A 23492-nucleotide genomic window follows, 5' to 3' on the forward strand; every position below is an offset into this window, starting at 1 on the left:
CGCCCCCGTCCCGGGCTGGCACAATGGCCCGGGCAAGGCAGACGTGAGGAGGCAACGGTGACGACCGCTGGACCGTCCGTGAAGGGCCGCGCCACCAGGCAGCGTGCCGCCGTGGCGGCGGCCCTGGACGAGGTCGACGAGTTCCGCAGCGCGCAGGAACTGCACGACATGCTCAAGCACAAGGGCGACTCGGTCGGGCTCACCACGGTCTACCGCACCCTCCAGTCCCTCGCCGACGCCGGCGAGGTCGACGTCCTGCGCACCGCCGACGGCGAGTCCGTCTACCGCCGCTGCTCCACCGACGACCATCACCACCACCTGGTGTGCCGCGGCTGCGGCAAGGCCGTCGAGGTCGAGGGCCCGGCCGTGGAGAAGTGGGCGGAGGCCATCGCCGCCGAGCACGGCTTCGTGAACGTGGCCCACACGGTGGAGATCTTCGGGACGTGTGCCGACTGCGCGGCTGCCTCCGGCGGCTGAGCCGTTTCCCGCCGTGGGCGTGAGACCCGGTTCCCGGGTGCGGGTCCACGGTGGCCGGTCGCGCAGTTCCCCGCACCCCTGGGGGAACTGCGCCGCCCTTGCCGGTGAGGCCTGCTACTCCTGCTTGCCCTCCATGGCCAGCAGTTCCTCGTTCGGGATCGCGCCGCCGAAGCGGCGGTCCCGGGAGGCGAACTCCAGGCAGGCCCGCCACAGGTCGCGGCGGTCGAAGTCCGGCCACAGCACGTCCTGGAAGACCATCTCGGCGTACGCGCTCTGCCAGAGCAGGTAGTTGGAGGTGCGCTGCTCACCGCTCGGGCGCAGGAACAGGTCCACGTCCGGCATGTCCGGGTAGTACAGGTACTTCGCGAAGGTCTTCTCGTTGACCTTCGACGGATCGAGCTTCCCGGCCTTCACATCGGCCGCGAGCGCCTGCGCCGCGTCGGCGATCTCGGCGCGCCCGCCGTAGTTCATGCAGAAGTACAGCGTGATCTTGTCGTTGCCCTTGGTCTGCTCCTGGGCGATCTGGAGCTCCTTGGCGACCGACCGCCACAGCTTGGGCATCCGTCCGACCCAGCGCACCCGCACACCGAGCTCGTCGAGCTGGTCGCGGCTCTTGCGGATGAAGTCCCGGTTGAAGTTCATCAGGAAGCGCACCTCGTCCGGCGACCGCTTCCAGTTCTCGGTGGAGAAGGCGTACAGGGAGATGGCGCCCACGCCCATCTCGATGGCGCCCTGGAGCACGTCCAGCACCCGCTCGGCGCCGACCTTGTGCCCCTCGGTGCGCGGCAGGCCGCGCTCCTTCGCCCACCGCCCGTTACCGTCCATGACGATCGCCACATGCTGCGGTACGAGCTCGCCGAGCTTCGGCGGCCGAGCGCCGGACGGGTGGGGCTCCGGCGTTTTGTACTCCCGGCGCTGCCGCCCCAGGATCCCGCGTACGGCCATGTGTTTCTCGTCTCCTCGTGCTCTCTTGCTTCGCTTACTTCTCGACGTAGCGCAGGGAGCGCAGCCCGCGCTCCATGTGCCAGTGCAGATACGCGGACACCAGCCCGCTGCCCTCCCGGACGTACCGCGCCTCGCAGGCGTCCGCGGTCTCCCAGTCTCCCGTCAGCAGCGCACCGAGGAGTTCCAGGGCCTGGGGCGAGGGTACGACGCTGCCGGGCACCCGGCAGTCCACGCAGACGGAACCGCCCGAGGCGACCGAGAAGAACCGGTTGGGCCCGGGCATGCCGCACTTCGCGCAGTCGGTGAAGCTCGGGGCGTAGCCGTTGACGGCGAGGGAGCGGAGCAGGAACGCGTCCAGCACGAGATGCGGCGCGTGCTCCCCGCGGGCGAGGGTCCGCAGACCGCCGACCAGCAGCAGGTACTGCTGCACCGCCGGCTCCCCCTCGTGGTCGGTGAACCGCTCGGCGGTCTCCAGCATCGCGGTCCCGGCGGTGTACCGCGCGTAGTCGCTGACGATCCCGCCGCCGTACGGGGCGATGGTCTCGCTCTGTGTGCACAGCGGCAGCCCGCGTCCGACCAGTTCGCTGCCCTTGGCGAAGAACTGCACGTCGACGTGGGAGAAGGGTTCGAGGCGGGCACCGAACTTCGACTTCGTCCGGCGCACGCCCCTGGCCACCGCCCGTACCCGCCCGTGACCGCGGGTGAGCAGCGTGATGATCCGGTCCGCCTCACCCAGCTTCTGGGTGCGCAGCACGATGCCGTCGTCGCGGAACAGACTCATGGCGCCATTCTCGCAGGGTCATGGCGTCAAGGGACCTCGCCCCTGCTGCGGGCGTTGGCGTACGCCGTCGCCGCGCGCAGCCGCTCGGCCGGGGTGGCGTGCCGGACGGCACCGGGGTCGGCGTCCCACTCCTTGCCGCCGCCGTACGGCCTCAGCTGTACGTAGGGCCCCTCATGCCCCATGACGATGCCGATGCGGCCGCTGCGGGTGTCCACGACATAGGCGCCGACCGGGGGCTTCATCGCGGCACCGCCGCGAGCCGCCGGGCGGTCCGAACGGAACTCCGGCCCGATTCGACGAGCGGACAGGGGACTTCCCGCACAAGGTTCACCGGGTGAAGTCCCGGTGACGGCTGGACAATTCCGGTCCTGGCGAGTTCTGCCCGCAATTCTTTCACCGCATCCTCCGCTTCTTCGGCGCAGAGCGCCGAGTGTCGTGCCTCCACCGTGCTCCCCCTCCTTTCGGAGTTTCACTCTTCGCATCTCCACGGTGACGCTCCGCGTCTACACTCGGGAGGGGTCTGTGCCCTACAACTGCGGGGCAGCACAAAGGGGTTCGGCAATGCGAAAAGCTGATTGCCGATAAGCGGTATGCGGTTGTTTCCGCGCCTACGATCCTCCTCCATGGAACAGACCTGGACCATGCGCCCGGCCGAGCCGGCCGATGTCGAGCCGATAGCGGAGCTGCGGGCGGTGGTGATGCGTCCGGACCTGGAGCGCCTGGGCCGCTATGACGAACACCGGGTCAGGCAGCGCCTGCGGGACGGCTTCTCCGCCCGGCACACCTCGATCATCGAGACCGACGGCTCCTTCGCGGGCAGCGTCGCCCTGCGCCCGTCCGAGACCGACGAGAACGTCCACTGGCTGGAACACTTCTATCTCGCCCCGGCCCTCCAGGGCCGGGGCCTGGGAGCGGCGGTCCTGCGCACCCTGCTGACCCGGACCGACGCGGACAGCGCCCTCGTCCGCCTGAACGTCCTCCAGGGCAGCCCGGCCCGCCGCCTCTACGAACGCCACGGCTTCACGATCGAATGCCAGGACCCGGTCGACATCTTCATGGTGAGACGCCCGGACAGCGTTCACCCGTGACCCCCGTGGCCCGCCGCCCCGTACCGGCGGGCCACCGCGTGGAACGCCTCCTTGGGCTCCCAGTGCCAGCCGGAGGCGGGGTCGTCCGGGCGGTCCTTGATCACCTTCGTGAGGGCGTACGTCGCCATGTCGAGGTCGAGGCGGGGCTCCTCCGGGCGGTGCGGGGCGTCCGCGGTGACGAACTCGAAGGTCATCGCCGCGTGCAGGCCCATCGACGCGAAGACGTCCAGCAGTTCGCCCACGTAGTCGGCCTGGACGCGCTCGCTGCGGACCAGGTCGCCCTTGATCTGTGGCGGCTCCTTGTCGTAGTCGACGACGTCCCAGCCCATGCCGGCGGTCTCGGGGGCACCGACGTAGGCGCACGTGCCGAACTCGGTGACGGCGAGGGGCTTTCCCCACCGCAGGTACCGCTTCAGCTCCCGGACGTACGCGGACCGCTTCGGGAAGTACGAGTAGTAGTCGATGCCGACGATGTCGAAGAGGTTCCAGTCCGGGTCGTCGATGGACTGGGCGGCGGCGTAGCTGAGGTTGCCCTTGAAGACGGAGCGGCCGGTCTTCGCGGCCTTCGCCGTGAAGTCGGCGAGGCGGCGCTGCGCCCGGGGCCAGTCGACCGTGCCGTTCTGCAGGTTCCTGATGCGCTCCAGGACCGTCTCGCCCGGCAGGATGCCGGGGACGAACAGCCAGAACTCGCAGCCGACGCTGAAGTCGACACCGGCGCCCTGCCGGCGGAGCCGCTCCGCGAACCGGCCGGTCTCGGCCAGGTGCTCCAGGATGTCCCGCTGCGGGGCGTCCCCGAGCGTCGGCTGCAGCCAGATGTGCAGCCCGCGTTCGGCGGCCTCGGCGGCGGTGGCGGTGAGCCGCTCGACGCCGTCGCCCGTGACGTCGACGGTGTCGGCGTGCAGGTCGTCCCGGATGGCCCGGACATCGGCCCGCATCCGGCGGACGCTCCACGCGGTCCCCGGCGTCTCGCCCTCCCCGACGGTGTAGACGACACCCCGCCGGCGCAGCCCCCTGCCGTGCCGGGGCTCCGCCGCCCGGACCCGTCCCGCCGGTCCCAGCGCCCCGGCGGCCCCCGCCGCCGCCGCTCCGGCCAGGAACTGCGCCCGGCTGATCCCCTTGGCCTGCTTGATTCCCTTGGTCTCTGCCATACCGTTCACAGTGCGAGCCGGCGCCCGGCCCCGCTGTCGGCCGTCGGTCTACGGCGGCGCTACCAAGGTAGGGGGCGCCGCGCCGAAGGAGAGGCTCATCCCTGACCGAACCGGCGTACGAACCGCCGCTGCCAGGGTGTTTCCACCGCATGCCGGTCGTAGTGCCGGCGCACGTACGCCACCGCCTCCTCGGCGGGCACGCCGTCCAGCACCGCGAGGCAGGCCAGGGCCGTGCCCGTGCGGCCGCGCCCTCCGCCGCAGGCGATCTCCACACGCTCCCCGGCGGCCCGTTCCCAGACGTCGGCCAGCACCTCGCGGGCGGCTGCCCGGTCCGACGGGAGGCGGAAGTCGGGCCAGCGGATCCAGCAGGCCTCCCAGGGGACCTCGGGCGGCTGCCTGCCGAGCAGGTAGACACCGTAGGAGGGAAGGGGCGCGCCGGGGTCCAGGGAGTGGCGGAGGCCTCGCCCCCGTACCAGCCGGCCGGACGGCAGTTTCAGGACGCCGGCGCCGCTCTCGGTCCACAGCTCAGTCATGCCCCTCATCATGCCCGCCCTGATGGGGCGTCAACTGCCGCCCGCCGACAGTGCCATTGGTCGCACCTGTGGCGGCTACGCCATTCGTGTGCGATCCCTTGACCGCCCCCACCGCCCCTCTTATGGTCGCGCTGACCGCCGGACGTAGGACGTCGTATCTCCGCTGCTCACCCTCCCCCTGTCTCCTTTCCAGACCTCTCGCTGGAGGACCCCGTGCGCGACGTGACCCACGACGTGCCGGCGACGCACCGCCGGACGTTCCTGAAGTACACCGGCGCGCTGGGCGCGGCCGCCGCCGTCTCCGCGTCGTTGTCGGCCTGTTCGTCCGGGCCGCAGTCCACGAACGACACCGGCGAGGGCGGTGGCCGGGAGCGGACGCTCACGGCCGTGATCGGCTACGGCAACGACGGCAGCTGGGATCCCACCCAGACGGCGTCCGCGTTCTGCATGGCCGCGAACCACCACATCTACGAGGGCCTGCTCGACACCGACCCGATCTCCCGCGAGCCGTACGCGGCGCTGGCGACCGAGGTGCCGAAGGACCCGGGCAGCACGTCGTGGAGGTTCACACTGCGGGAGGGGGCCACGTTCCACGACGGCAAGCCGGTGACCGCCGACGACGTGGTCTTCGTCTTCGAGCGGATCCTCGACCCGGACACCCAGACCCTCGCCAAGGGCTTCTTCGCGAACTGGCTGAAGGAGGTCCGCAAGATCGACGCGCGGACCGTGGAGCTGGTGCTCCAGTTCCCGTTCCCGGACGGGCTGGCGCGGCTGACCCTCGCCAAGATCATGCCGAAGCACGTGTTCTCGCGACCGGGCGCCTGGGACGACGCCATCAAGGGCAAGGCGATCGGCTCGGGGCCGTACCGGCAGACCGCGCACCACCCGAAGTCGAACACGACCTTCGAGGCGTTCGACGGCTACAACGGCCCGCGCAAGCCGGCCTTCCGGAAGATGAACTGGCTGACGATCGTGGACGCGGCACCCCGCGTCGCGAAGATCTCGGGGTCGAGCGCGGGCGCACAGATCGCCGACAACATCCCGTACGCCAACATCGCGCAGTTGGAGAGCGGCGGGCTGACGGTCGCCGGCGGGGCCGGGATGAACAACCTGTTCCTGATGTTCAACACCCAGCACAAGCCCTTCGACGACGTGCGCGTGCGTCAGGCCCTGCACTACGCCATCGACACGCAGAAGATGGTGGAGGTGGCGCTCAAGGGGCACGGCAAGCCGTCGAGTTCCTTCCTCGACGAGGGCAACCCGTCCTACCGCCGGGCCAGAACCGTCTACGACCACGACCCCGACAAGGCGAAGGCGCTGCTGAAGGAGGCCGGGGTCAAGGGGCTGAGCATCGAGATCCTCGCGGTGAACGTCAGCTGGATCGTGGACTGCCTGCCCACCATCAAGGCGTCCTGGGACGCGATCGGCGTGCGGACGACCCTGTCGCCGCAGGAGACCACGGCCGTGTTCACGAAGATGGACCAGAAGCAGGACTACCAGGTCGTCGCCGCCGCCTCCAACCCCAACCAGTTCGGCCTCGACGCCGACCTGATCATGCACTACAACTACGGGCCCGAGAACCTGTGGATGCAGTACACGCGGTGGGCCTCCGACCCCGTCGCCAAGCAGCTCTTCAAGGACATGGACCGGGCCACCCGGGAGCCGGACCCCGAGAAGAAGAAGGCGATGGTCCAGGACTACATCGACGTCGTCGCCGAACAGGCCGTGCTCTACCCGGTCGTCCACAACGAGCTGATGACGGCCTGGGACCCGAAGCGGCTCAGCGGCATAAGGGCCCAGCCCTACCCCGGCATCAACCTCCTCCAGGCCAAGTGGGCCTAGCGGCATGACGGCGGTCCTGCGGATCCTGCTGCGCCGCATCGCCCTGCTCGTGCCGCTGACGCTCGGCATCGTGCTGTTCGTGTTCCTGGTGATGCGGTTCTCGGACGTCGACCCGGCCTCCGCGTTCTTCCAGGGCGCCAACCCCACCCCGCGGCAACTGCACGACTTCCGCGAGGAACACGGCCTGCTCGACCCGCTGCCCGTGCGCTACGCCGACTTCGTCGCCGACCTGCTCCACGGCGACCTGGGCACCAGCGCGCTGACCCGGGCGCCGGTGATCGACCAGGTCACCACCGCGCTGCCGCTCACCCTCCAGCTGACCTTCCTGGGCCTGGGCATCGCGGTCGTGCTGTCCCTGGTGGGCGGCGTGAGCGCGGCGATCCACCGGGACCGGCTGCCCGACCAGATCATCCGGGTCGTGTCGCTGACCGGTGTCGCGGCGCCCGGCTTCTGGCTGGCGCTGCTGATGATCCAGTATCTGGCGGTCGACCTGGGCTGGTTCCCGACCGGCGGCTACATCAACCCGGCCGACTCCTTCACCGGCTGGCTGAAGACGATGACACTCCCCGCCCTCGCCCTCTCCCTGCCGGTGGCGGCGCAGCTGACCCGGATCGTGCGGACGGCCGTGGTGGAGGAGCTGGACAAGGACTACGTACGGACGGCGATCGGGAGCGGGCTGCCGCCCCGGGTGGTGGTCGGGCGGAACGTGCTGCGCAACGCGCTCGTCAACCCGCTCACCGTGCTCGGGCTGCGCGTCGGCTATCTGCTGGGCGGCGCGGTCGTCATCGAGACGATCTTCTCGCTGCCCGGCATGGGCAAGCTGATGATCGACGCCGTGAAGAACGGCGATCCGGCCGTCGTCCAGGGCGTCGTCCTGACCACGGCGGCCGGGTTCGTCGTCGTGAACCTCGTCATCGACGTCCTCTACCTGCTGGTCAACCCGCGACTGAGGGATGCGACCACGTGATGACCCGCAAGAGCCTCACCGAGGCGCTGTCCCGGCCCGGCGTGCGGCTGCGCGGCTGGCGCCGGCTGCCGTCGCTGTCGAAGGCCGCCGTCTGCTTCCTGACGGTCGTCGTCCTGCTCGCGCTGCTCGCCCCGCTGCTCGCCCCGCACGACCCACTCGACCAGCAGCCGCCCGTGGACGGCACCGGGCATCCGTCCGCCGGGCACTGGATGGGCCAGGACAGTCTCGGCCGGGACATCCTCAGCCGGCTGATGTACGGGGCGCGCTGGTCGCTCGCGATCGGGCTCGGCGCCACCGGCCTGGCGCTGGTGGCCGGGGCACTGCTCGGGGCGGTCGCGGCCACCTCGCGCAAGGCGGTCGACGAGACGCTGATGCGCTGCCTGGACGTCGTCATGGCGTTCCCGGGCATCGCGCTGGCCGCCGTGCTGGTGGCCGTGTTCGGCGGCGGCATCACGGTGCTGATCTGCGCGATCGCGTTCCTGTTCACTCCGCCGGTGGCCCGGGTCGTCCGCGCGAACGTCCTCGACCAGTACGGCGAGGACTACGTGACGGCGGAACGGGTGATCGGCGCCCGGACCCCGCACATCGTGCTGAGGCACGTGGCGATCAACTGCGCCGCGCCCGTGCTGGTGTTCTGCACGGTGCAGGTCGCCGAGGCGATCGTCTTCGAGGCGTCGCTGTCCTTCATCGGAGCGGGCGTACGGCCGCCCGACCCGTCCTGGGGCAGTGTCATCGCGGACGGCAAGAACATGGTGCTGACCGGCGGCTGGTGGGCGACCGTGTTCCCCGGCCTGCTGATGCTGGTCACGGTGCTGTCGCTGAACATCCTGTCCGAGGGGGTGTCCGACGCGTGGGCGGCCCCGGCCGCGCGCGAGGTGGAGGTCCCCGAGGACGACCCGGTCCAGGCGCCGGAGCCCGGCAGCGGGGAGGTCGTGCAGCTGCCCGGCCTGCCGGAAGCGGCCCGGCGGCTGCGGGCCCGGGCGCGTCAACTGCCCCGGGACGGGCAGCCGGTGCTCGCCGTGGAGAACCTCACCATCGGCTTCGACCAGCGGCACGGCGGCGTGGACATCGTGGCCGGCATCGGCTTCGAGGTGCGTCCCGGTGAGGTCCTGGGCCTGGTCGGCGAGTCGGGCTGCGGCAAGTCGCTGACGGCCCTCGCGGTCATGGGCCTCCAGCCGAAGGGGGCGCGCGTCGGCGGCCAGGTCCGCTTCGGCGGGCGGGACCTGCTCGCCGAGCCGATGCGCGTACGCCGCAGGCTCCTCGGCCACGAGATGGCGATGGTCTACCAGGACGCGCTGTCGTCGCTGAACCCGGCGATGACGATCCGCGCCCAGCTCAAGCAGGTCGTGCGGCGCGGGGGCCGCCGCAGCCCGGCCGAGTTGCTGACGATGGTCGGCCTCGACCCCGAGCGCACCCTGCGCAGCTACCCCCACGAACTGTCCGGCGGGCAGCGCCAGCGCGTCCTGATCGCCATGGCCCTGTCCCGCGACCCGAAGCTGATCGTCGCCGACGAGCCGACGACCGCCCTCGACGTGACCGTGCAGGCCCAGGTGATCGAGCTGCTGCTGCGGCTGCGCGAGGAGCTGGGCTTCGCGCTGATCCTCGTCTCGCACGACCTGGCCCTGGTCGCGGACGTCACCGACCGGGTGGCGGTGATGTACGGCGGGCGGATCGTGGAGACGGGCGTGACGGCCGACCTGGTGGAGGCGCCGGCCCACCACTACACGCGCGGCCTGCTCGGCAGCGTGCTGTCGCTGGAGTCGGGGCAGGAGCGGATGACACAGATCAAGGGGGTCGTGCCGTCCCCGGCCGACTTCCCCGCCGGGTGCCGTTTCGCCGACCGGTGCCCGCGCGCGAGCGAGGTCTGCCGTACGACGGTTCCGGTTCTGAGCGGAACGCCGGCGCACACGGCGGCCTGCCATCACCCGGCCATAGAGCCGGCGACGACCGGGACCGAGGCGGTGTCATGAACGCACAGCCCGCTCTGGTGGAGCTGTCGGACGCGCACGTGGTGCACAGGGCCCGCAGCGGCGGCCTGTTCACCCGCGACCGGGTGTACGCCCTGACCGGCGCCGACCTGGCGATCGCGCCCGGCGAGACCGTCGGTGTGGTGGGCGAGTCGGGCTGCGGCAAGTCGACCCTGGCGAAGGTGCTGGTGGGGGTGGAGCGGCCGACGCGGGGCACGGTGTCGTTCCGGGGCCGCGACCTGTGGGCGATGCCGCCCGCCGAACGCCGCCGGGCCGTCGGCAGGAGCACCGGCATGATCTTCCAGGACCCGTCGACGGCCCTGAACCGCCGTCTGACCGTACGGCGGATCCTGCGGGACCCGCTGGACGTGCACGACCGGGGCACTCGCGGTCAACGTGACGAGAGGGTCCGGGAGTTGATGTCCCTGGTCGGCCTCCCCCGGGCCCTCGCCGACGCCCTGCCGGGCCAGTTGTCGGGCGGGCAGCGCCAACGCGTCGCGATCGCCCGGGCGCTGGCGCTCGACCCGGACCTGGTGGTGGCGGACGAGCCGACCAGCGCCCTGGACGTGTCGGTTCGCGCCCAGATCCTCAATCTGCTGCTGGATCTGAAGGAACGCCTGGGCCTGGCCCTGGTGTTCGTCTCGCACGACATCCAGACGGTCCGGCGGATGAGCGACCGCGTGATCACCATGTACCTGGGCCGGATCGTCGAGGAGTCCCCGGCCGCCCTGGTCACCGACCGGGCGCGGCACCCGTACACCCGCGCCCTGTTCTCCGCCACGCCCGGTCTGCTCGACCCGATCGAGCCGATCCCGCTGGCCGGTCCGGTCCCGTCGGCGACGCGCCCGCCGAGCGGCTGCCCGTTCCGCACGCGCTGCTGGAAGGCGGACGAGGCGTGCGCGGAGGTGATGCCGGACTTCTCGGTCGCGTCGGCCGCCGCGCACCGCTTCCGCTGCCACCATCCTGTGCAGGAGGACGAGTCGACCCGCGACCTCGTCCGCCGGAGCAACGCGATGGAGGCCCCATGACGATCACCTCGCTGACCGGTGTCATCCCACCCGTCTGCACGCCCCTGACACCGGACCGCGAGGTGGACGTCCCCTCGCTGCTCAGGCTGGTCGACCATCTGGTGGACGGCGGGGTGCACGGCCTGTTCGTGCTCGGCTCGACCTCGGAGGCGGCGTATCTGACGGACGCGCAGCGCAGGCTGGTGGTCGAGTCGGTCGCCGCCCATGTGGGCGGGCAGCTCCCGGTGCTGGCCGGGGTGATCGACATGACGACGGCCCGGGTCGTGGACCACGTCGCGGCGGTCACGGCGGCGGGCGCGGACGCGGTCGTCGTCACCGCCCCGTTCTACGCCCGCACCCACCCGGCGGAGATCGCCCGCCACTACCGCGCGGTCGCCGCCGCGAGCCCGGTCCCGGTGGTCGCCTACGACATCCCCGTCGCCGTCCACACGAAGCTGCCCGCGGACGTGGTCCTGGAGCTGGCCGCCGACGGTGTCCTGGCCGCGCTCAAGGACTCCAGCGGCGACCTGGCCGCCTTCCGCCAGGTCGTGACCGGGGCCAGGACCCACCCGGGCATCACCGGCTTCAGCGTGCTGACCGGCTCCGAGCTGATCGTCGACGCGGCGCTCGCGGTCGGCGCGGACGGCGCCGTGCCCGGCCTCGGCAACGTCGATCCGCAGGGCTACGCCCGCCTGGACCGCCTGTGCCGCGCCGGGGAGTGGGACGCGGCCCGTGCCGAACAGGAGCGGCTGTGCGCCCTGTTCGGCCTGGTCACCGTCGGCGACCCGGCCCGCATGGGCCCCGGCTCCTCGGCCATCGGCGCCTTCAAGGCCGCGCTGCACCTGCGGGGCGTGATCGCCTGCCCGGCCACGGCGGAGCCGCAGGTGCCGTTGTCACAGGCCGAGGTGGAACGGGTCGCGACGTACCTGACGGCGGCGGGGCTGCTCTAGTGGAAGGCGTTCCTGGCCTCCTCGTCCGGGTGTCTGGAACGGTCTCCAGACTCCCGGCGCACGGGGGCGGATTCGTCAGGCCGGGAGTAACGCCCGTGGAGTACCGCCGGGGGCACCCGGCGGGGCGCCACGCTACGACGGGGTGCGTGCCGCCGCAGCCAGTACCCGGGTCACGTCGTCCGAGCAGATGGTGAGCGCGGCCCCCACGGTCGCGAGCACGTCCCGCTCGGCCGGTGTGTAGGGCCCGTCCGCCAGGGCGATGCGCGCCCCCTGGAGCAGGATCGATTCGCGGCCGGCCGTGGCGAGGTGCGGGGCGAGCGGGTCCAGCGCCTCGTGCAGCTCTATGGCCAGCCCCGCACCGCAGGGCTCCCCGGTGATCCGGCCGGTGTCCGCCTCCAGCGCCTCCACGAGGGCGGCCAGCTGCTCCTCCGTGCAGTCGTCGAAGCCGGCCGCGCGCACGGCGAGCACCGCGGCCTCCAGCGCCGTACGGGAACCGGCGCCGCCCGCGGCCAGCACGGCGAGGGCGACGGTGTGCACGGCGTCGCGGAGCATCGCGGAGAAGCGGGTGGTGGTCGGGTGGTCGAGGACGTCCGTGCCGAAGTGGCGGCGGCAGGCGGCGCACTCCACGACCGGGCCGGTCTCGCCGCGCGGCAGCACGGGCAGGCCGAGCAGGGTGAAGCGGCGTTGTCCGGTCAGCCGCTGGTAGTTGCGGTCACCGCCGCAGCCGGGGCAGAAGAACTCTCCGTCACCGGCGGGCGTCCACGCGGTCCGGGTGCCCAGGATGCTCGAAAACCTGGCGGCATGGCCGTTCCGTCCCCGTCCTGGCAGCACGTCGCACCTCCGTCACGCCGCACGGCAGCGTCGCCGCGCTTGCGTGATGTTAGCCACATCCGTGAGGAGGAGTCAGTACCCCGGAGGAGACCTTTCCGTGACCGTCACAAGGATTGGCCGGTATGCGACGGGGCTCCGTCCGCCGGACATCGGCGGACGGAGCCCTCAAACCGGCTGCGGGACTGGTCAGCGCGTCGCGCGGTTGACGGCCGAGACGACCGCCTTCAGCGAGGCCCGCGTGGTGTTCGCGTCGATTCCGATCCCCCACAGGACCTTGTCGTCGATCGCGCATTCGATGTAGGAGGCGGCCTGCGCGGAGGCGCCCTCGCTCATCGTGTGCTCCTGGTAGTCCAGCAGGCGTACGTCGATGCCGACGGACTGGAGCGCGTCGAAGAAGGCCGAGATGGGACCGTTGCCGGAACCGGTCAGGACGGTGTCCTGGCCGTCGACCGTGGCCTCCACCGTCAGCGTGTCCACGCCGTCGGTGTCGGTCGTCGACTGGTTGTTCTTGACCTGGATCCGGCCCCACGGGTTCTCGGGGTTGGGCAGGTACTCGTCCTGGAAGACGGCCCAGATGTCCTTCGGCGTGACCTCGCCGCCCTCTGCGTCCGTCTTCGCCTGGATGATCTTCGAGAACTCGATCTGCATCCGGCGGGGCAGTTCCAGCTTGTGGTCGTTCTTCAGGACGTACGCGATACCGCCCTTGCCGGACTGCGAGTTGACCCGGATGACCGCCTCGTAGGAGCGGCCGACGTCCTTCGGGTCGATCGGCAGGTACGGCACCGCCCACTCGATGTCGTCGACGGTGACGCCCTTGGCGGCGGCGTCGGCCTCCATCGCGTCGAAGCCCTTCTTGATGGCGTCCTGGTGGGAGCCGGAGAAGGACGTGTAGACCAGGTCGCCCACGTACGGGTGGCGCGGGTGGACCTCCATCTGGTTGCAGTACTCCCACGTACGACGGATCTCGTCGATGTCGGAGAAGTCGATCTGCGGGTCGACGCCCTGGGAGAAGAGGTTCATGCCCAGGGTGACCAGGTCGACGTTGCCGGTGCGCTCGCCCTGGCCGAACAGGCAGCCCTCGACGCGGTCGGCACCGGCCATCAGGGCCAGCTCGGCGGCGGCGACGGCCGTGCCGCGGTCGTTGTGCGGGTGGATCGACAGGCAGACGTGTTCGCGGCGGGAGAGGTTGCGGCCCATCCACTCGAAGCGGTCCGCGTGGGTCGAGGGGGTCGAACGCTCCACCGTGGCGGGCAGGTTGAGGATGATCTCGCGGCCCGGGCCGGGCTGCCAGACGTCCATGACGGCCTCGCAGACCTCCAGCGCGAAGTCCAGCTCGGTGTCGGTGAAGATCTCCGGCGAGTACTGGTAGCCGAACTCCGTCTCCGGACCCAGCAGCTTCTCCGCGTACTCCATGACCAGCCGCGTGCCGTCGACGGCGATCTGCTTGACGTCGTCCTTGGAGCCCCGGAAGACGACCCGGCGGAAGACGGGGGCGGTGGCGTTGTAGAGGTGGACGGTCGCGCGCTTGGCGCCCTTCAGCGACTCCACCGTGCGCTCGATCAGGTCCTCGCGGGCCTGGGTCAGTACGGAGATGGTGACGTCGTCGGGGATGGCCCCGGGCTCTTCGATGATCGAGCGTACGAAGTCGAAGTCGGTCTGGCCGGAGGCCGGGAAGCCGACCTCGATCTCCTTGTACCCCATCTTGACCAGCAGGTCGAACATCGCGCGCTTGCGGGCGGGCGACATGGGGTCGATCAGGGCCTGGTTGCCGTCGCGCAGGTCCGTGGAGAGCCAGCGGGGGGCGGTGGTGACGCGCTGGTCCGGCCAGGTGCGGTCCGGGATGTCGACCTGCTCGTAGCGGCCGTACTTGTGGATCGGCATGGAACTGGGCTGCTGGCGGTTCGCCATGATGCGGGGGCTCCTCAGAGTGTCCGGAAGGACGGCCGACGACGCAGCACCAAGCTCCGCGGGGAGGGAGTCGGCCTCGACTACAGGCCCTCGCCGCGGCAGCTAAGGAGAAGCAGCCCGAAACGCATGATGCGCAGCATGCTAGCCGAGGCCCTCCGAGGTGCGCGGGTCCGTATCAGTATGCGGGACCGGGCGCGCATACGGGACAAAAAGTGCGCTATACCACTTCGCCACGGAGCGTGAAAGTCCTTGTCCCGGTATTTCACCAATCATGGTGGCGACTGGTGACAGGACCGTCACGCAGTGCAAGGGTGCCGGGCATGACGACTCACGGGGGCTTCGAGCCCGTCTTCTGCACCATCGTTCCGCCCCATGTCCTCGACAGGCTCGCCCAGGCCGAGGACACCGCGCTCGCCGGACCCGCCCGCCGCACCCTGGAGCGCGACGCCCTGGAGCGCACCCGGCGCCGGCTGACCACGGTCGTGGGCGCAGCGTCCGTCGCCCCGCCCGCCGGGGCCGAGCCCGCGCGGCCGCACCGCACGGTCCACGACGCCCGGCACGGCACGGACCTGCCCGGGCACCCGGTGCGGGCGGAGGGCGACAAGCCCGGCAAGGACGCCACCGTCAACCGCGCCTACGCCGGTCTCGGCGCCACCTTCGAGCTGCTGCTGAAGGCGTACCAGCGCGACTCGATCGACGGCAACGGCCTTCCGCTGAACGCGACCGTGCACTACGACCGCGAGTACAACAACGCCTTCTGGAACGGCGAGCAGATGGTCTTCGGCGACGGGGACGGCGAGATCTTCCTCGACTTCACCATCCCGATCGACGTCATCGGCCACGAGCTGGTCCACGGCGTCACGCAGTACACCGCCAACCTCACCTACTTCGGCCAGCCCGGCGCGCTGAACGAGTCCCTCTCGGACGTCTTCGGCTCGCTCATCAAGCAGTACACGCTCGGCCAGACCACCGCCGAGGCCGACTGGCTGATCGGCGCGGGCCTGCTCGCCCCGCGGGTGACGGGCAAGGCGCTGCGCTCCATGAAGGAGCCGGGCACCGCGTACGACGACGACGTCCTGGGCAAGGACCCGCAGCCGGCCACGATGGACGACTACGTGCGCACCGGCCGCGACAACGGCGGTGTCCACATCAACTCGGGCATCCCGAACCACGCCTTCTACCTGGCGGCCACGGCCCTCGGCGGCCGCGCCTGGGAGCGCGCGGGCCTGATCTGGTACGACGTGCTGACCGGCGGCGAGCTGAAGCAGCAGGCGACGTTCGCCGACTTCGCCACGCTCACCGTCAAGGCCGCGCGGGAGCGGTTCGGCGAGGCCGAGGAACTGGACGCCGTGTCGAAGGCCTGGGAGCAGGTCGGGGTGCGGACCCTGTAGTTCCGTACTAGACAGGTGCCATGCGTATTCAGGTGAGGCGCACGGGCGGATTCGCGGGCATCGAGCGGCATGCCGAGGTGGACACCTCCGGCCGCCCCGATGCCCCCGAATGGCACGCGCTGGCCGAGCAGGCCGTCGCCGCGGGCCGCAGCACGCCGCCGATCGGGGTACCGGACGGGTTCCGCTACCAGATCACCGTCGACGGCAGGACGGTGTACGCCGCCGACCCACGGCTGACGGACGAACAGCGCAAGCTGATCTCGCGAGTGCTGAAGGAAGGGGCGTAACAGGCGGGGTGCAACTGGTCTGCGACGGCCGCCCGTTGACTTTTGTTACCGGCGGTACGGATGATCCGCGCATGGCGACTGACGCAGGCAATCCGATCCCCCGCTTCCCGGCCGGCTTCCTCTGGGGGGTGTCGACCTCGGCGCACCAGATCGAGGGCGCGGCAAACGAGCGCGAGCCGTCCGTGTGGGACGCCTTCACCGCCGAGCCGGGCCGGGTGAAGGACGGCTCGACGGCGGCGGTGGCCTGCGACCACTACCACCGCCACCGCGAGGACGTGGCGCTCCTGGCGGACCTGGGCGTGAACGCCTACCGCTTCTCGGTCTCCTGGCCGCGGGTGCGCTCCGAGAAGGGCCTGGACTTCTACGACCGGCTGGTGGACGACCTGTGCGCAGCGGGCATCCGCCCGGTGCCGACCCTGTTCCACTGGGACCTGCCGGCGGACCTGGACTGGCTGGAGCGGGACACGGCCGCGCGCTTCGCCGAGTACGTCTCGCTGGTCGCCGGCCGCCTCGGGGACCGGGTGCCGCAGTGGATCACTCTCAACGAGCCGGCCGAGCACACCCTGCTGGGCCACGCCCTGGGCGTGCACGCGCCGGGCAGGCAGTTGCTGTTCGACGCGCTCCCGGCCGCCCACCACCAGTTGCTCGCCCACGGCCTGGCCGTCCGGGCCCTGCGCGCCTCGGGCGCCACGGACATCGGCATCGCCAACTCGCACGGCCCGACCTGGGCGGCGTCGACCGAGGCGGAGGACGTGGAGGCGGCCGAGTTCTACGACGTGCTGCTCAACCGCCTCTTCGCGGACCCGCTGCTGCTGGGCCGCTACCCGGACGGCATCGGCGAGCTGATGCCCGGGGACGTCGAAGCCGACCTGAAGGTGATCGCCGAACCACTCGACTGGTACGGCGTCAACTACTACGCGCCGACCCGGGTGGGCGCCCCGCAGGGCACCGACATCACCTTCGGCGGGGTCGCCATGCCCGCCGAACTCCCCTTCTCGGTCCGGGAGATCACCGGCCACCCGGTCACCGACTTCGGCTGGCCGGTGGTTCCGGAGGCCCTGACCGAGCTCCTCACCACCTTCCAGGACCGCTACGGCGACCGGCTCCCGCCCGTCGTCATCACCGAGAACGGCTGCTCGTACCCGGACACCGACGACCAGGACCGCATCGCCTACCTGGACGGCCACATCCGGGCCCTGCACCGGGCGCTGGAGGCGGGCGTCGACGTGCGCGGCTACTTCGTGTGGTCCCTGCTCGACAACTTCGAGTGGGCGGAGGGCTACGCACGCCGCTTCGGCCTGGTCCACGTCGACTTCGAGACCCTTCGGCGGACCCCGAAGTCGTCGTACCGCTGGTACCGGGAGGTCCTGCGGGCCCAGGGGGCTACGGCTTGATGCCGACCCCGGTCCACAGGCTGACCTCGGCGTCCGTCGGGTCGTCGCCGTCGACGGCGTCGGGCCGCCAGCGGTGGCCCACGGTGACGCCCGGGTCGAGCACCTCCAGGCCGTCGAAGAAGCGGGCGACGTCCGCCCGGGAGCGGAACTGCACCGGCGTCCCGGCCGAGGTGTATATGTCGGTGACCTTCTGCCAGGTGGCCGGGTCGAAGTCGGGCGTGCAGTGGCTCAGCGCCAGGGCGCTGCCCGAGGGCAGGACGTCCAGCAGGCGGCGCACGATGCCGTACGGGTCCTGGGCGTCGGTGACGAAGTGCATCAGGGCGTTGAGGGACAGCGCGACCGGGCGGCCGAGGTCCAGGACCTCCGCCAGTTCGGGCGCGGCCAGCAGCGCCTGCGGGTCGTTGACGTCGGCCTCGATGTACGTCGTACGGCCCTCGGCCGTGCTGCGCATCAGGCGCTCGGCGTACTTCAGGACGAGGGGGTCGTTGTCGGCGTAGACCACGCGGGCGTCGGGGACGACGGACTGGGCCACCTGGTGCAGGTTGGGCTCGGTGGGGATGCCGGTGCCGATGTCCAGCCACTGGCGGATGCCGTGCTCGCGGGCGAGGACCCGGGTGGCCCGGTGCATGAAGGCCCGGTTCTCGCGGGCGCAGACGAAGATGGCGGGGTAGGCCTCGGCGACCCGCTCGGCCGCCTGCTTGTCGATCTCGAAGTGGTCCTTGCCGCCGAGGTAGTAGTCGTACATACGGGCGGAGTGCGGCCTGCTGGTGTCGATGTCCCGCGCGGCCTGCGAGTTGCTCATGAGGGGTGCCTCTCGGTGGGGGTGGTGTGGATCAGCGGGGGTTCAGTGGGCCGTGAGGTGGTCGGCGAGGCCCTGCTTGACCCCCGCGACGAACGCGGTGATCTCCTCGGGCGTGTAGATCAGCGCGGGACCGGCGGGATCGGCCGACTGCCGGACCGCCACACGGCCGTCGGACAGTTGCTTGGTCTCCACGCACTGGCCCCCGTTGGGGCCGCTCCACGGACGTTCCCAGCCCTGTTCCCCGAGGTCCGACGCGGGCATCCCGTTGTAGACGGCGCCGTCGGCGATGGTCATGAGTACTCCTTCCGCATGCGGTTCAACAGCGCCTTGCTGTCCGCGGACGAGGTCTTCAGCGACAGCCGGTTGTGGGCCTCCAGATGGGCCACGACATCGGCGCGCTGGTCGAGGTAGACGGACGCGGAGAGGATCTCGCTGTAGACGATGTCGGGCAGCTCCCGCTCCTCGAACCGGAAGTAGGTGAAGGGCGCGCACGCCCCGACGTGGGCGTCCGCGGTGAACGGCACGATGTCGACGCTGACGTGCTCCAGCTCGGACGCCTCCAGCAGCCGGTCGATCTGCTCGCGCATCACCCCGGGGCCGCCCACCACCCGGTGCAGCACGGCCTCCTCCATCACCACCCACAGCGTGGGCGCGTCCGGCTTCGTCAGCAGGCTCTGGCGGCGCAGCCGCAGCTCCACGCGCCTCTCCAGGTCCTCCTCGTCGTCGTTCGGGAAGCCCCCGCGCAGCACGGCACGCGCGTACCCGGGTGTCTGGAGGAGGCCCGTGACGTACTGCGGCTCATAGGTGCGCAGGGTTCTCGCGCCGGTCTCCAGACTGACGTAGGCCGTGAACCAGGACGGCATCACATCGCGGTACGGGTGCCACCAGCCGGGCTCGTTGGCCCGCTCGGCCAGGGTGACGAACTCGTCGATCTCCTGCTGGCCGGCCCCGTAGGTCTGGAGCAGCTTCTCGACGTAGAGGATCTTCAGGCCGACCTCGGCCTTCTCCAGGCGGCGGATGGTCAGCGGCGTGACGCGCAGGGCCCTGGAGGCGTCGTCGAGGGAGAGGCCCGCGCTCTGCCGGGCCTCCTGGAGGCGGCGCCCCAGGATCATGCGGAGAACGGTGGGCGCGCCGGCGCCGGTGCCTGATCGCGCGTCGCTCACGCCGTGCCTCCTGAGGGGTCGTCACCGGAGATGGCCTGGCCGGGCCTTGATCGTCCCGCCAGGCGGCCCGGAGCCGCGATACCTTCCTCCTGAAATTATCAGGCAGATGGTTGCAGCGTGAACTGCTCTGCGAGCATAGTTACTTGTGTGAACCAGGACACCGGAGCCCCCAACTCCCCTTTCCGGCCGGTCCGGTTCGAGCCTCGACCCTTCCTTGACTGCGCCCATCCCCCACGGAAGGCGAACGCCGTGTCCCCCCACACGACTTCCACTCCCCGGTTCCTGGACGCGGTGCGCCCGGGCCCCACGCACTGGCTGGAACTGCCGTCCCACCGGGGAAGCGTCAGGGTCGCCCGTCACGCCACGCAGGCGCGGCTGGCCTCATGGCAGGTGCCCGACGAGGTGTGCGCGAACGCCGTCCTGGTGGTGTCTGAGCTGGTGACCAACGCCGTGCTGCACACGCCCGGCGCGTGGGTCCTGTGCGGCGTCGGCCGGATGACGGCGGAGCGGTTCCGGCTGGAGGTGCACGACGGCGACCTCACGGGCCGCGGCATCCCCGAGCGCCGCCCCGGCCTCGACGACGAGGGCGGCCGCGGACTCCTGCTCGTCCGCGAGATCGCCGACAGCTGGGGCATCACCCGCTCGCCCCTCACGGGCGGCAACGCGGTCTGGGCGAGCCTGACGACGGCGCTGTAGCGCGCCCGGGGACTTCCTTAGAACCCCAGCTTGCGCAACTGCCTGGGATCCCGCTGCCAGTCCTTCGCGACCTTCACATGCAGGTCGAGGAACACGGGTGTGCCGAGCAGGGCCTCGATCTGTTTGCGGGACTTGATGCCGACCTCCTTCAGGCGCTTGCCCTTGGGGCCGATGATGATGCCCTTCTGGCTGGGGCGCTCGATGTAGACGAAGGCGTGGATGTCCAGCAGGGGCTTGTCGGCGGGGCGGTCCTCGCGGGGCAGCATCTCCTCGACGACCACGGCGATGGAGTGCGGGAGCTCGTCGCGGACGCCTTCCAGCGCGGCCTCGCGGATCAGCTCGGCGATCATGACCTGCTCGGGCTCGTCGGTCAGGTCGCCCTCGGGGTAGAGCGCCGGGCCCTGAGGCAGGAGCGGGACGAGCAGGTCGGCCAGCAGGTCCACCTGCTTGTCGCCGACCGCCGACACGGGGACGATCTCCGCCCACTCGAAGCCCAGCTCCTTGCCGAGCTGGTCGATCGCGATGAGCTGCTCGGCGAGCGTCTTGCTGTCCACCAGGTCGGTCTTGGTGACGATCGCGATCTTCGGCGTCTTCTTGATGGACGCGAGTTCTTTGGCGATGAAGCGGTCCCCGGGGCCGAGCTTCTCGTTCGCCGGCAGACAGAAGCCGATCACGTCCACCTCGGCCCACGTCGTGCGCACGACGTCGTTCAGCCGCTCGCCCAGCAGCGTGCGCGGCTTGTGCAGCCCCGGGGTGTCGACCAGGATCAGCTGGGCGTCCGGACGGTGCACGATGCCCCGCACGGTGTGCCGCGTCGTCTGCGGCTGGTTCGCCGTGATCGCCACCTTCTGGCCGACCAGAGCATTCGTGAGGGTGGACTTGCCCGCGTTGGGACGGCCCACGAAGCAGGCGAAGCCGGCCCTGTGGACAGCCTCGGCCGGCTCTTCGGATGACTGGGTACGAACGCTCATGGCGCCCATTCTCCCTGATCCACAGAGCCCTGCCGCACAGGCGCCCGAACACCGCCCGCGCTGTGAGGTTCACGAAACCCGCAAGCAACGAAACGTCACGGAAACACACCCGTACGCGGCCGGAAACGCGGGCCGGTGAACCTCTGACGAGCCCCCGCAGCCCCACCTCGTTGGAGACACCCGTGCCTCTGGCCGCCGCACACGCCGACACCGGCGACACCGCCTGGCTGCTCGCCGCCACCGCCCTCGTCCTGCTGATGACCCCGGGCCTGGCCCTGTTCTACGGCGGCATGGTCCGCACGAAGAGCGTCCTCAACATGCTGATGATGAGCTTCGTGTCGATCGCCCTGGTGACCGTGGTGTGGCTGGGCGCCGGATACTCCCTCGCCTTCGGCGAGGACACCGCGGGCGGGCTCATCGGCGGGCTCGACCACGCCGGGATGAGCGGCCTGGGCCCGGACAGCGTCCAGGGCACGGTCCCCACCCTGCTCTTCGCCACCTTCCAGCTCACCTTCGCGATCATCACGGCCGCCCTGGTCAGCGGCGCGGTCGCCGACCGGGCGAAGTTCGGGGCGTGGCTGGTCTTCGTGCCGGTGTGGGCGCTGCTCGTATACGTTCCGGTCGCGCACTGGGTCTGGGGCCCGGGCGGCTGGATCCTGGACAGGCTCGGTGCCCTGGACTTCGCCGGCGGACTTCCCGTGGAGATCGTCTCCGGCGCCTCCGGGCTCGCGTTGTGCCTGGTCCTGGGCCCGCGGCTGGGCTTCAAGAAGGACGCCATGCGCCCGCACAACCTGCCCATGGTGATGCTGGGCGCCGGTCTGCTCTGGTTCGGCTGGTTCGGCTTCAACGCCGGGTCCGCGCTCGGCGCGAACGGCCTCGCGGCCGCCGCGTTCCTCAACACCCTCGCCGCGGGCTGTACCGGCCTGCTCGGCTGGCTCTTCGTCGAGCAGAAGCGCGACGGCCACCCCACCACCCTGGGCGCCGCCTCCGGCGCGGTCGCCGGCCTGGTCGCCATCACCCCGTCCTGCGGCTCGGTCTCCCTGCTCGGCGCCCTGGTCGTCGGCCTCACCGCCGGGGTCGTCTGCTCGTACGCCGTGAGCTGGAAGTTCAAGCTGAACTACGACGACTCCCTCGACGTCGTCGGCGTCCACCTGGTCGGCGGGATCATCGGCACCCTCCTCATCGGCGTCTTCGCCGTGGAGTCGATGACCGGCGGCGCCGAGGGCCTCCTCTACGGCGGCGGCCTCGGCCAGCTCGGCAAGCAGCTGGTGGCCGTGGTCGTGGTCGCGGCGTACGCCTTCGGTGTGACGTACGGGATCGGCAGGCTGATCGACGCCACCATGGGCTTTCGCGCGAGCGAGGAGCAGGAGCAGACCGGCCTGGACCTTACGGTGCACGCCGAGACGGCCTACGATCACGGGGTCCTGGGCCACGGCGCCCCGGTCTCCTCCTCCGTCGTCTCCTCCGCCCAGAAGGTCACCCCCCAGGCATGAAGCTCATCACCGCGATCGTCAAGCCGTACCGCCTCGACGAGATCAAGAACGCCCTCCAGGAACTCGGCGTGCAGGGCCTGACCGTGAGCGAGGCCAGCGGCTACGGCCGGCAGCGCGGCCACACCGAGGTGTACCGCGGCGCCGAGTACCAGGTCGACCTGGTGCCGAAGGTCCGCATCGAGGTCGTCGTCGAGGACGCGGACGCCGAGGCCGTCATCGACGCGGTCGTGAAGGCCGCGCACACCGGCAAGATCGGCGACGGCAAGGTGTGGGCGCTGCCCGTGGACACGGTCGTGCGGGTGCGGACGGGCGAGCGCGGGCCGGACGCGCTGTAGCGCGCGCCCGGCCCGGCCGGGATCAGTCGAACACGAACGGGCCCGGCGACTGCGGCCCGGTCGCCGTGCAGGTGATGGTGATGCCGAAGACGGTCATCTTCAGCGAGCCGCCGAAGGCCTCCAGGCTGTCGCCGGAGGCCACGGTGCCGCTGAGGGGGCCGACCTCCACGGGGGCGCCGGCGGCCATCGCCGGGTTCTCCGTGCCGGTGAAGTCGACGGTGCCGCCGCCGGCCTTCACCAGGGTCAGGGTGGACGCGATCGAGTCCTCGCCGAGGGCGATCGGCGCGGTGATCGCCGAGGACTTGACGGTGACGGTGGCGGCGGTGCCGTCCTGCGTGGCCGTGAGCGTGGCCTCGCCACTGCCGAAGGTGCCGCAGTCGGCGCTGATCGTCGCCGTCTGTGGGGTGACGGCGAGTGCGGCGGGGGCGAAGGCGAGCCCGGTGACCGCGAGGGCCCCGGCCGCCAGGGCCGCGCCTGCTCCGATTCGCTTGTGTCTCATGGAATTTCGGTTCCCTT

Annotated in this window: 25 protein-coding genes; 13 read left to right on the forward strand and 12 right to left on the reverse strand. The window is 71.0% G+C overall.

The features are described from left to right. Nucleotides 1-57 precede the first annotated feature (57 nt). Nucleotides 58-477 (forward strand): Fur family transcriptional regulator, encoded by a 420-nt coding sequence (locus ACFZDA_RS06310; protein ID WP_086848540.1) that lies wholly within the window; start codon nucleotides 58-60, stop codon nucleotides 475-477. A 114-nt stretch (nucleotides 478-591) separates the two neighbouring features. On the opposite strand, the gene ACFZDA_RS06315 is transcribed toward ACFZDA_RS06310, so the two are convergent. From ACFZDA_RS06315 to ACFZDA_RS06325, 3 genes are read right to left on the reverse strand one after another with little or no spacing between them, the layout of a single operon-like run. Beyond that, complete coding sequence (locus ACFZDA_RS06315; protein WP_391075715.1) at nucleotides 592-1422, reverse strand: isoprenyl transferase; 831 nt, start codon at nucleotides 1420-1422, stop codon at nucleotides 592-594. A 34-nt stretch (nucleotides 1423-1456) separates the two neighbouring features. Beyond that, the gene (gene recO, locus ACFZDA_RS06320; RefSeq protein WP_020273157.1) at nucleotides 1457-2203 is read right to left on the reverse strand and encodes a DNA repair protein RecO; all 747 of its coding nucleotides are present in this window, start codon (nucleotides 2201-2203) and stop codon (nucleotides 1457-1459) included. A gap of 26 nt (nucleotides 2204-2229) precedes the next feature. Next, entirely contained in the window at nucleotides 2230-2445 is a 216-nt protein-coding gene (locus ACFZDA_RS06325) for a hypothetical protein (protein WP_086599578.1), read from the reverse strand. A gap of 399 nt (nucleotides 2446-2844) precedes the next feature. Here ACFZDA_RS06325 and ACFZDA_RS06330 point away from each other — a divergent pair, with 399 nt between their 5' ends. Continuing rightward, nucleotides 2845-3291 (forward strand): GNAT family N-acetyltransferase, encoded by a 447-nt coding sequence (locus ACFZDA_RS06330; RefSeq protein WP_391076780.1) that lies wholly within the window; start codon nucleotides 2845-2847, stop codon nucleotides 3289-3291. Here the strand turns inward: ACFZDA_RS06330 and ACFZDA_RS06335 are convergent. Both ACFZDA_RS06335 and ACFZDA_RS06340 read right to left on the reverse strand, forming a co-directional pair. Next, on the reverse strand, nucleotides 3282-4439 hold the full coding sequence (locus ACFZDA_RS06335; protein WP_391075718.1) for an abortive phage infection protein: 1158 nt from the start codon (nucleotides 4437-4439) through the stop codon (nucleotides 3282-3284). The two genes, ACFZDA_RS06330 and ACFZDA_RS06335, sit on opposite strands and share 10 nt — an antisense overlap. A gap of 95 nt (nucleotides 4440-4534) precedes the next feature. Beyond that, entirely contained in the window at nucleotides 4535-4972 is a 438-nt protein-coding gene (locus ACFZDA_RS06340; protein ID WP_391075720.1) for a protein-tyrosine phosphatase family protein, read from the reverse strand. A 213-nt stretch (nucleotides 4973-5185) separates the two neighbouring features. On the opposite strand from ACFZDA_RS06340, the gene ACFZDA_RS06345 reads away from it, so the two are divergent. From ACFZDA_RS06345 to ACFZDA_RS06365, 5 genes are read left to right on the forward strand one after another with little or no spacing between them, the layout of a single operon-like run. Further along, the gene (locus ACFZDA_RS06345; protein WP_391075723.1) at nucleotides 5186-6814 is read left to right on the forward strand and encodes an ABC transporter substrate-binding protein; all 1629 of its coding nucleotides are present in this window, start codon (nucleotides 5186-5188) and stop codon (nucleotides 6812-6814) included. Between the two features lie 4 nt (nucleotides 6815-6818). Further along, nucleotides 6819-7781 (forward strand): ABC transporter permease subunit, encoded by a 963-nt coding sequence (locus ACFZDA_RS06350; protein ID WP_391075725.1) that lies wholly within the window; start codon nucleotides 6819-6821, stop codon nucleotides 7779-7781. Then, nucleotides 7781-9751: an oligopeptide/dipeptide ABC transporter ATP-binding protein gene (locus ACFZDA_RS06355; protein ID WP_391075728.1), complete on the forward strand. Its 1971-nt coding sequence runs from the start codon at nucleotides 7781-7783 to the stop codon at nucleotides 9749-9751. Before ACFZDA_RS06350 ends, ACFZDA_RS06355 begins: the two co-directional genes overlap by 1 nt. Beyond that, nucleotides 9748-10776 carry an oligopeptide/dipeptide ABC transporter ATP-binding protein gene (locus ACFZDA_RS06360; protein ID WP_391075731.1) on the forward strand — a complete coding sequence of 343 codons (1029 nt, stop codon included), beginning with the start codon at nucleotides 9748-9750 and terminating at the stop codon, nucleotides 10774-10776. The genes ACFZDA_RS06355 and ACFZDA_RS06360 overlap by 4 nt, the downstream gene beginning before the upstream one ends. Continuing rightward, nucleotides 10773-11705 carry a dihydrodipicolinate synthase family protein gene (locus tag ACFZDA_RS06365; RefSeq protein ID WP_391075734.1) on the forward strand — a complete coding sequence of 311 codons (933 nt, stop codon included), beginning with the start codon at nucleotides 10773-10775 and terminating at the stop codon, nucleotides 11703-11705. Before ACFZDA_RS06360 ends, ACFZDA_RS06365 begins: the two co-directional genes overlap by 4 nt. 132 nt (nucleotides 11706-11837) lie before the next feature. On the opposite strand, the gene ACFZDA_RS06370 is transcribed toward ACFZDA_RS06365, so the two are convergent. Together ACFZDA_RS06370 and leuA are read right to left on the reverse strand one after the other, a co-directional pair. Then, nucleotides 11838-12536, reverse strand: coding sequence for a TerB family tellurite resistance protein (locus tag ACFZDA_RS06370; RefSeq protein WP_391075736.1), 699 nt, complete (start codon nucleotides 12534-12536; stop codon nucleotides 11838-11840). A 186-nt stretch (nucleotides 12537-12722) separates the two neighbouring features. Further along, nucleotides 12723-14444 carry a 2-isopropylmalate synthase gene (gene leuA / locus ACFZDA_RS06375; RefSeq protein WP_391075739.1) on the reverse strand — a complete coding sequence of 574 codons (1722 nt, stop codon included), beginning with the start codon at nucleotides 14442-14444 and terminating at the stop codon, nucleotides 12723-12725. Between the two features lie 320 nt (nucleotides 14445-14764). Here leuA and ACFZDA_RS06380 point away from each other — a divergent pair, with 320 nt between their 5' ends. From ACFZDA_RS06380 to ACFZDA_RS06390, 3 genes are all read left to right on the forward strand, one after another. Beyond that, on the forward strand, nucleotides 14765-15835 hold the full coding sequence (locus ACFZDA_RS06380) for a M4 family metallopeptidase (RefSeq protein ID WP_391075743.1): 1071 nt from the start codon (nucleotides 14765-14767) through the stop codon (nucleotides 15833-15835). A gap of 20 nt (nucleotides 15836-15855) precedes the next feature. Beyond that, nucleotides 15856-16122 (forward strand): protealysin inhibitor emfourin, encoded by a 267-nt coding sequence (locus tag ACFZDA_RS06385; protein ID WP_391075747.1) that lies wholly within the window; start codon nucleotides 15856-15858, stop codon nucleotides 16120-16122. A 71-nt stretch (nucleotides 16123-16193) separates the two neighbouring features. Further along, the gene (locus ACFZDA_RS06390) at nucleotides 16194-17516 is read left to right on the forward strand and encodes a GH1 family beta-glucosidase (protein WP_391075750.1); all 1323 of its coding nucleotides are present in this window, start codon (nucleotides 16194-16196) and stop codon (nucleotides 17514-17516) included. Here ACFZDA_RS06390 and ACFZDA_RS06395 read toward each other — a convergent pair. From ACFZDA_RS06395 to ACFZDA_RS06405, 3 genes are read right to left on the reverse strand one after another with little or no spacing between them, the layout of a single operon-like run. After that, the gene (locus tag ACFZDA_RS06395) at nucleotides 17506-18318 is read right to left on the reverse strand and encodes an SAM-dependent methyltransferase (protein ID WP_391075753.1); all 813 of its coding nucleotides are present in this window, start codon (nucleotides 18316-18318) and stop codon (nucleotides 17506-17508) included. The two genes, ACFZDA_RS06390 and ACFZDA_RS06395, sit on opposite strands and share 11 nt — an antisense overlap. Nucleotides 18319-18360: 42 nt before the next feature. After that, on the reverse strand, nucleotides 18361-18612 hold the full coding sequence (locus ACFZDA_RS06400) for a DUF397 domain-containing protein (protein ID WP_391075755.1): 252 nt from the start codon (nucleotides 18610-18612) through the stop codon (nucleotides 18361-18363). Then, the gene (locus ACFZDA_RS06405) at nucleotides 18609-19481 is read right to left on the reverse strand and encodes a Scr1 family TA system antitoxin-like transcriptional regulator (protein ID WP_391075758.1); all 873 of its coding nucleotides are present in this window, start codon (nucleotides 19479-19481) and stop codon (nucleotides 18609-18611) included. The genes ACFZDA_RS06400 and ACFZDA_RS06405 overlap by 4 nt, the downstream gene beginning before the upstream one ends. Before the next feature lie 249 nt (nucleotides 19482-19730). Between ACFZDA_RS06405 and ACFZDA_RS06410 the strand changes: the two genes are divergently transcribed. Beyond that, nucleotides 19731-20177 carry an ATP-binding protein gene (locus ACFZDA_RS06410; protein WP_391075760.1) on the forward strand — a complete coding sequence of 149 codons (447 nt, stop codon included), beginning with the start codon at nucleotides 19731-19733 and terminating at the stop codon, nucleotides 20175-20177. 17 nt (nucleotides 20178-20194) lie between these two features. Here ACFZDA_RS06410 and era read toward each other — a convergent pair whose 3' ends face one another. Beyond that, on the reverse strand, nucleotides 20195-21157 hold the full coding sequence (gene era, locus ACFZDA_RS06415) for a GTPase Era (protein ID WP_391075763.1): 963 nt from the start codon (nucleotides 21155-21157) through the stop codon (nucleotides 20195-20197). A gap of 173 nt (nucleotides 21158-21330) precedes the next feature. Between era and ACFZDA_RS06420 the strand changes: the two genes are divergently transcribed. Together ACFZDA_RS06420 and ACFZDA_RS06425 are read left to right on the forward strand one after the other, a co-directional pair. After that, the gene (locus ACFZDA_RS06420) at nucleotides 21331-22641 is read left to right on the forward strand and encodes an ammonium transporter (protein ID WP_391075766.1); all 1311 of its coding nucleotides are present in this window, start codon (nucleotides 21331-21333) and stop codon (nucleotides 22639-22641) included. Further along, nucleotides 22638-22976, forward strand: coding sequence for a P-II family nitrogen regulator (locus ACFZDA_RS06425; RefSeq protein WP_010042075.1), 339 nt, complete (start codon nucleotides 22638-22640; stop codon nucleotides 22974-22976). The genes ACFZDA_RS06420 and ACFZDA_RS06425 overlap by 4 nt, the downstream gene beginning before the upstream one ends. A 22-nt stretch (nucleotides 22977-22998) precedes the next feature. Here ACFZDA_RS06425 and ACFZDA_RS06430 read toward each other — a convergent pair whose 3' ends face one another. Beyond that, nucleotides 22999-23475, reverse strand: coding sequence for a hypothetical protein (locus ACFZDA_RS06430; RefSeq protein WP_391075769.1), 477 nt, complete (start codon nucleotides 23473-23475; stop codon nucleotides 22999-23001). Nucleotides 23476-23492 lie beyond the last annotated feature (17 nt).

It is taken from the genome of Streptomyces sp. NPDC007991 (assembly GCF_042958445.1).
In the GTDB taxonomy this organism is placed as follows: Bacteria; Actinomycetota; Actinomycetes; order Streptomycetales; family Streptomycetaceae; genus Streptomyces.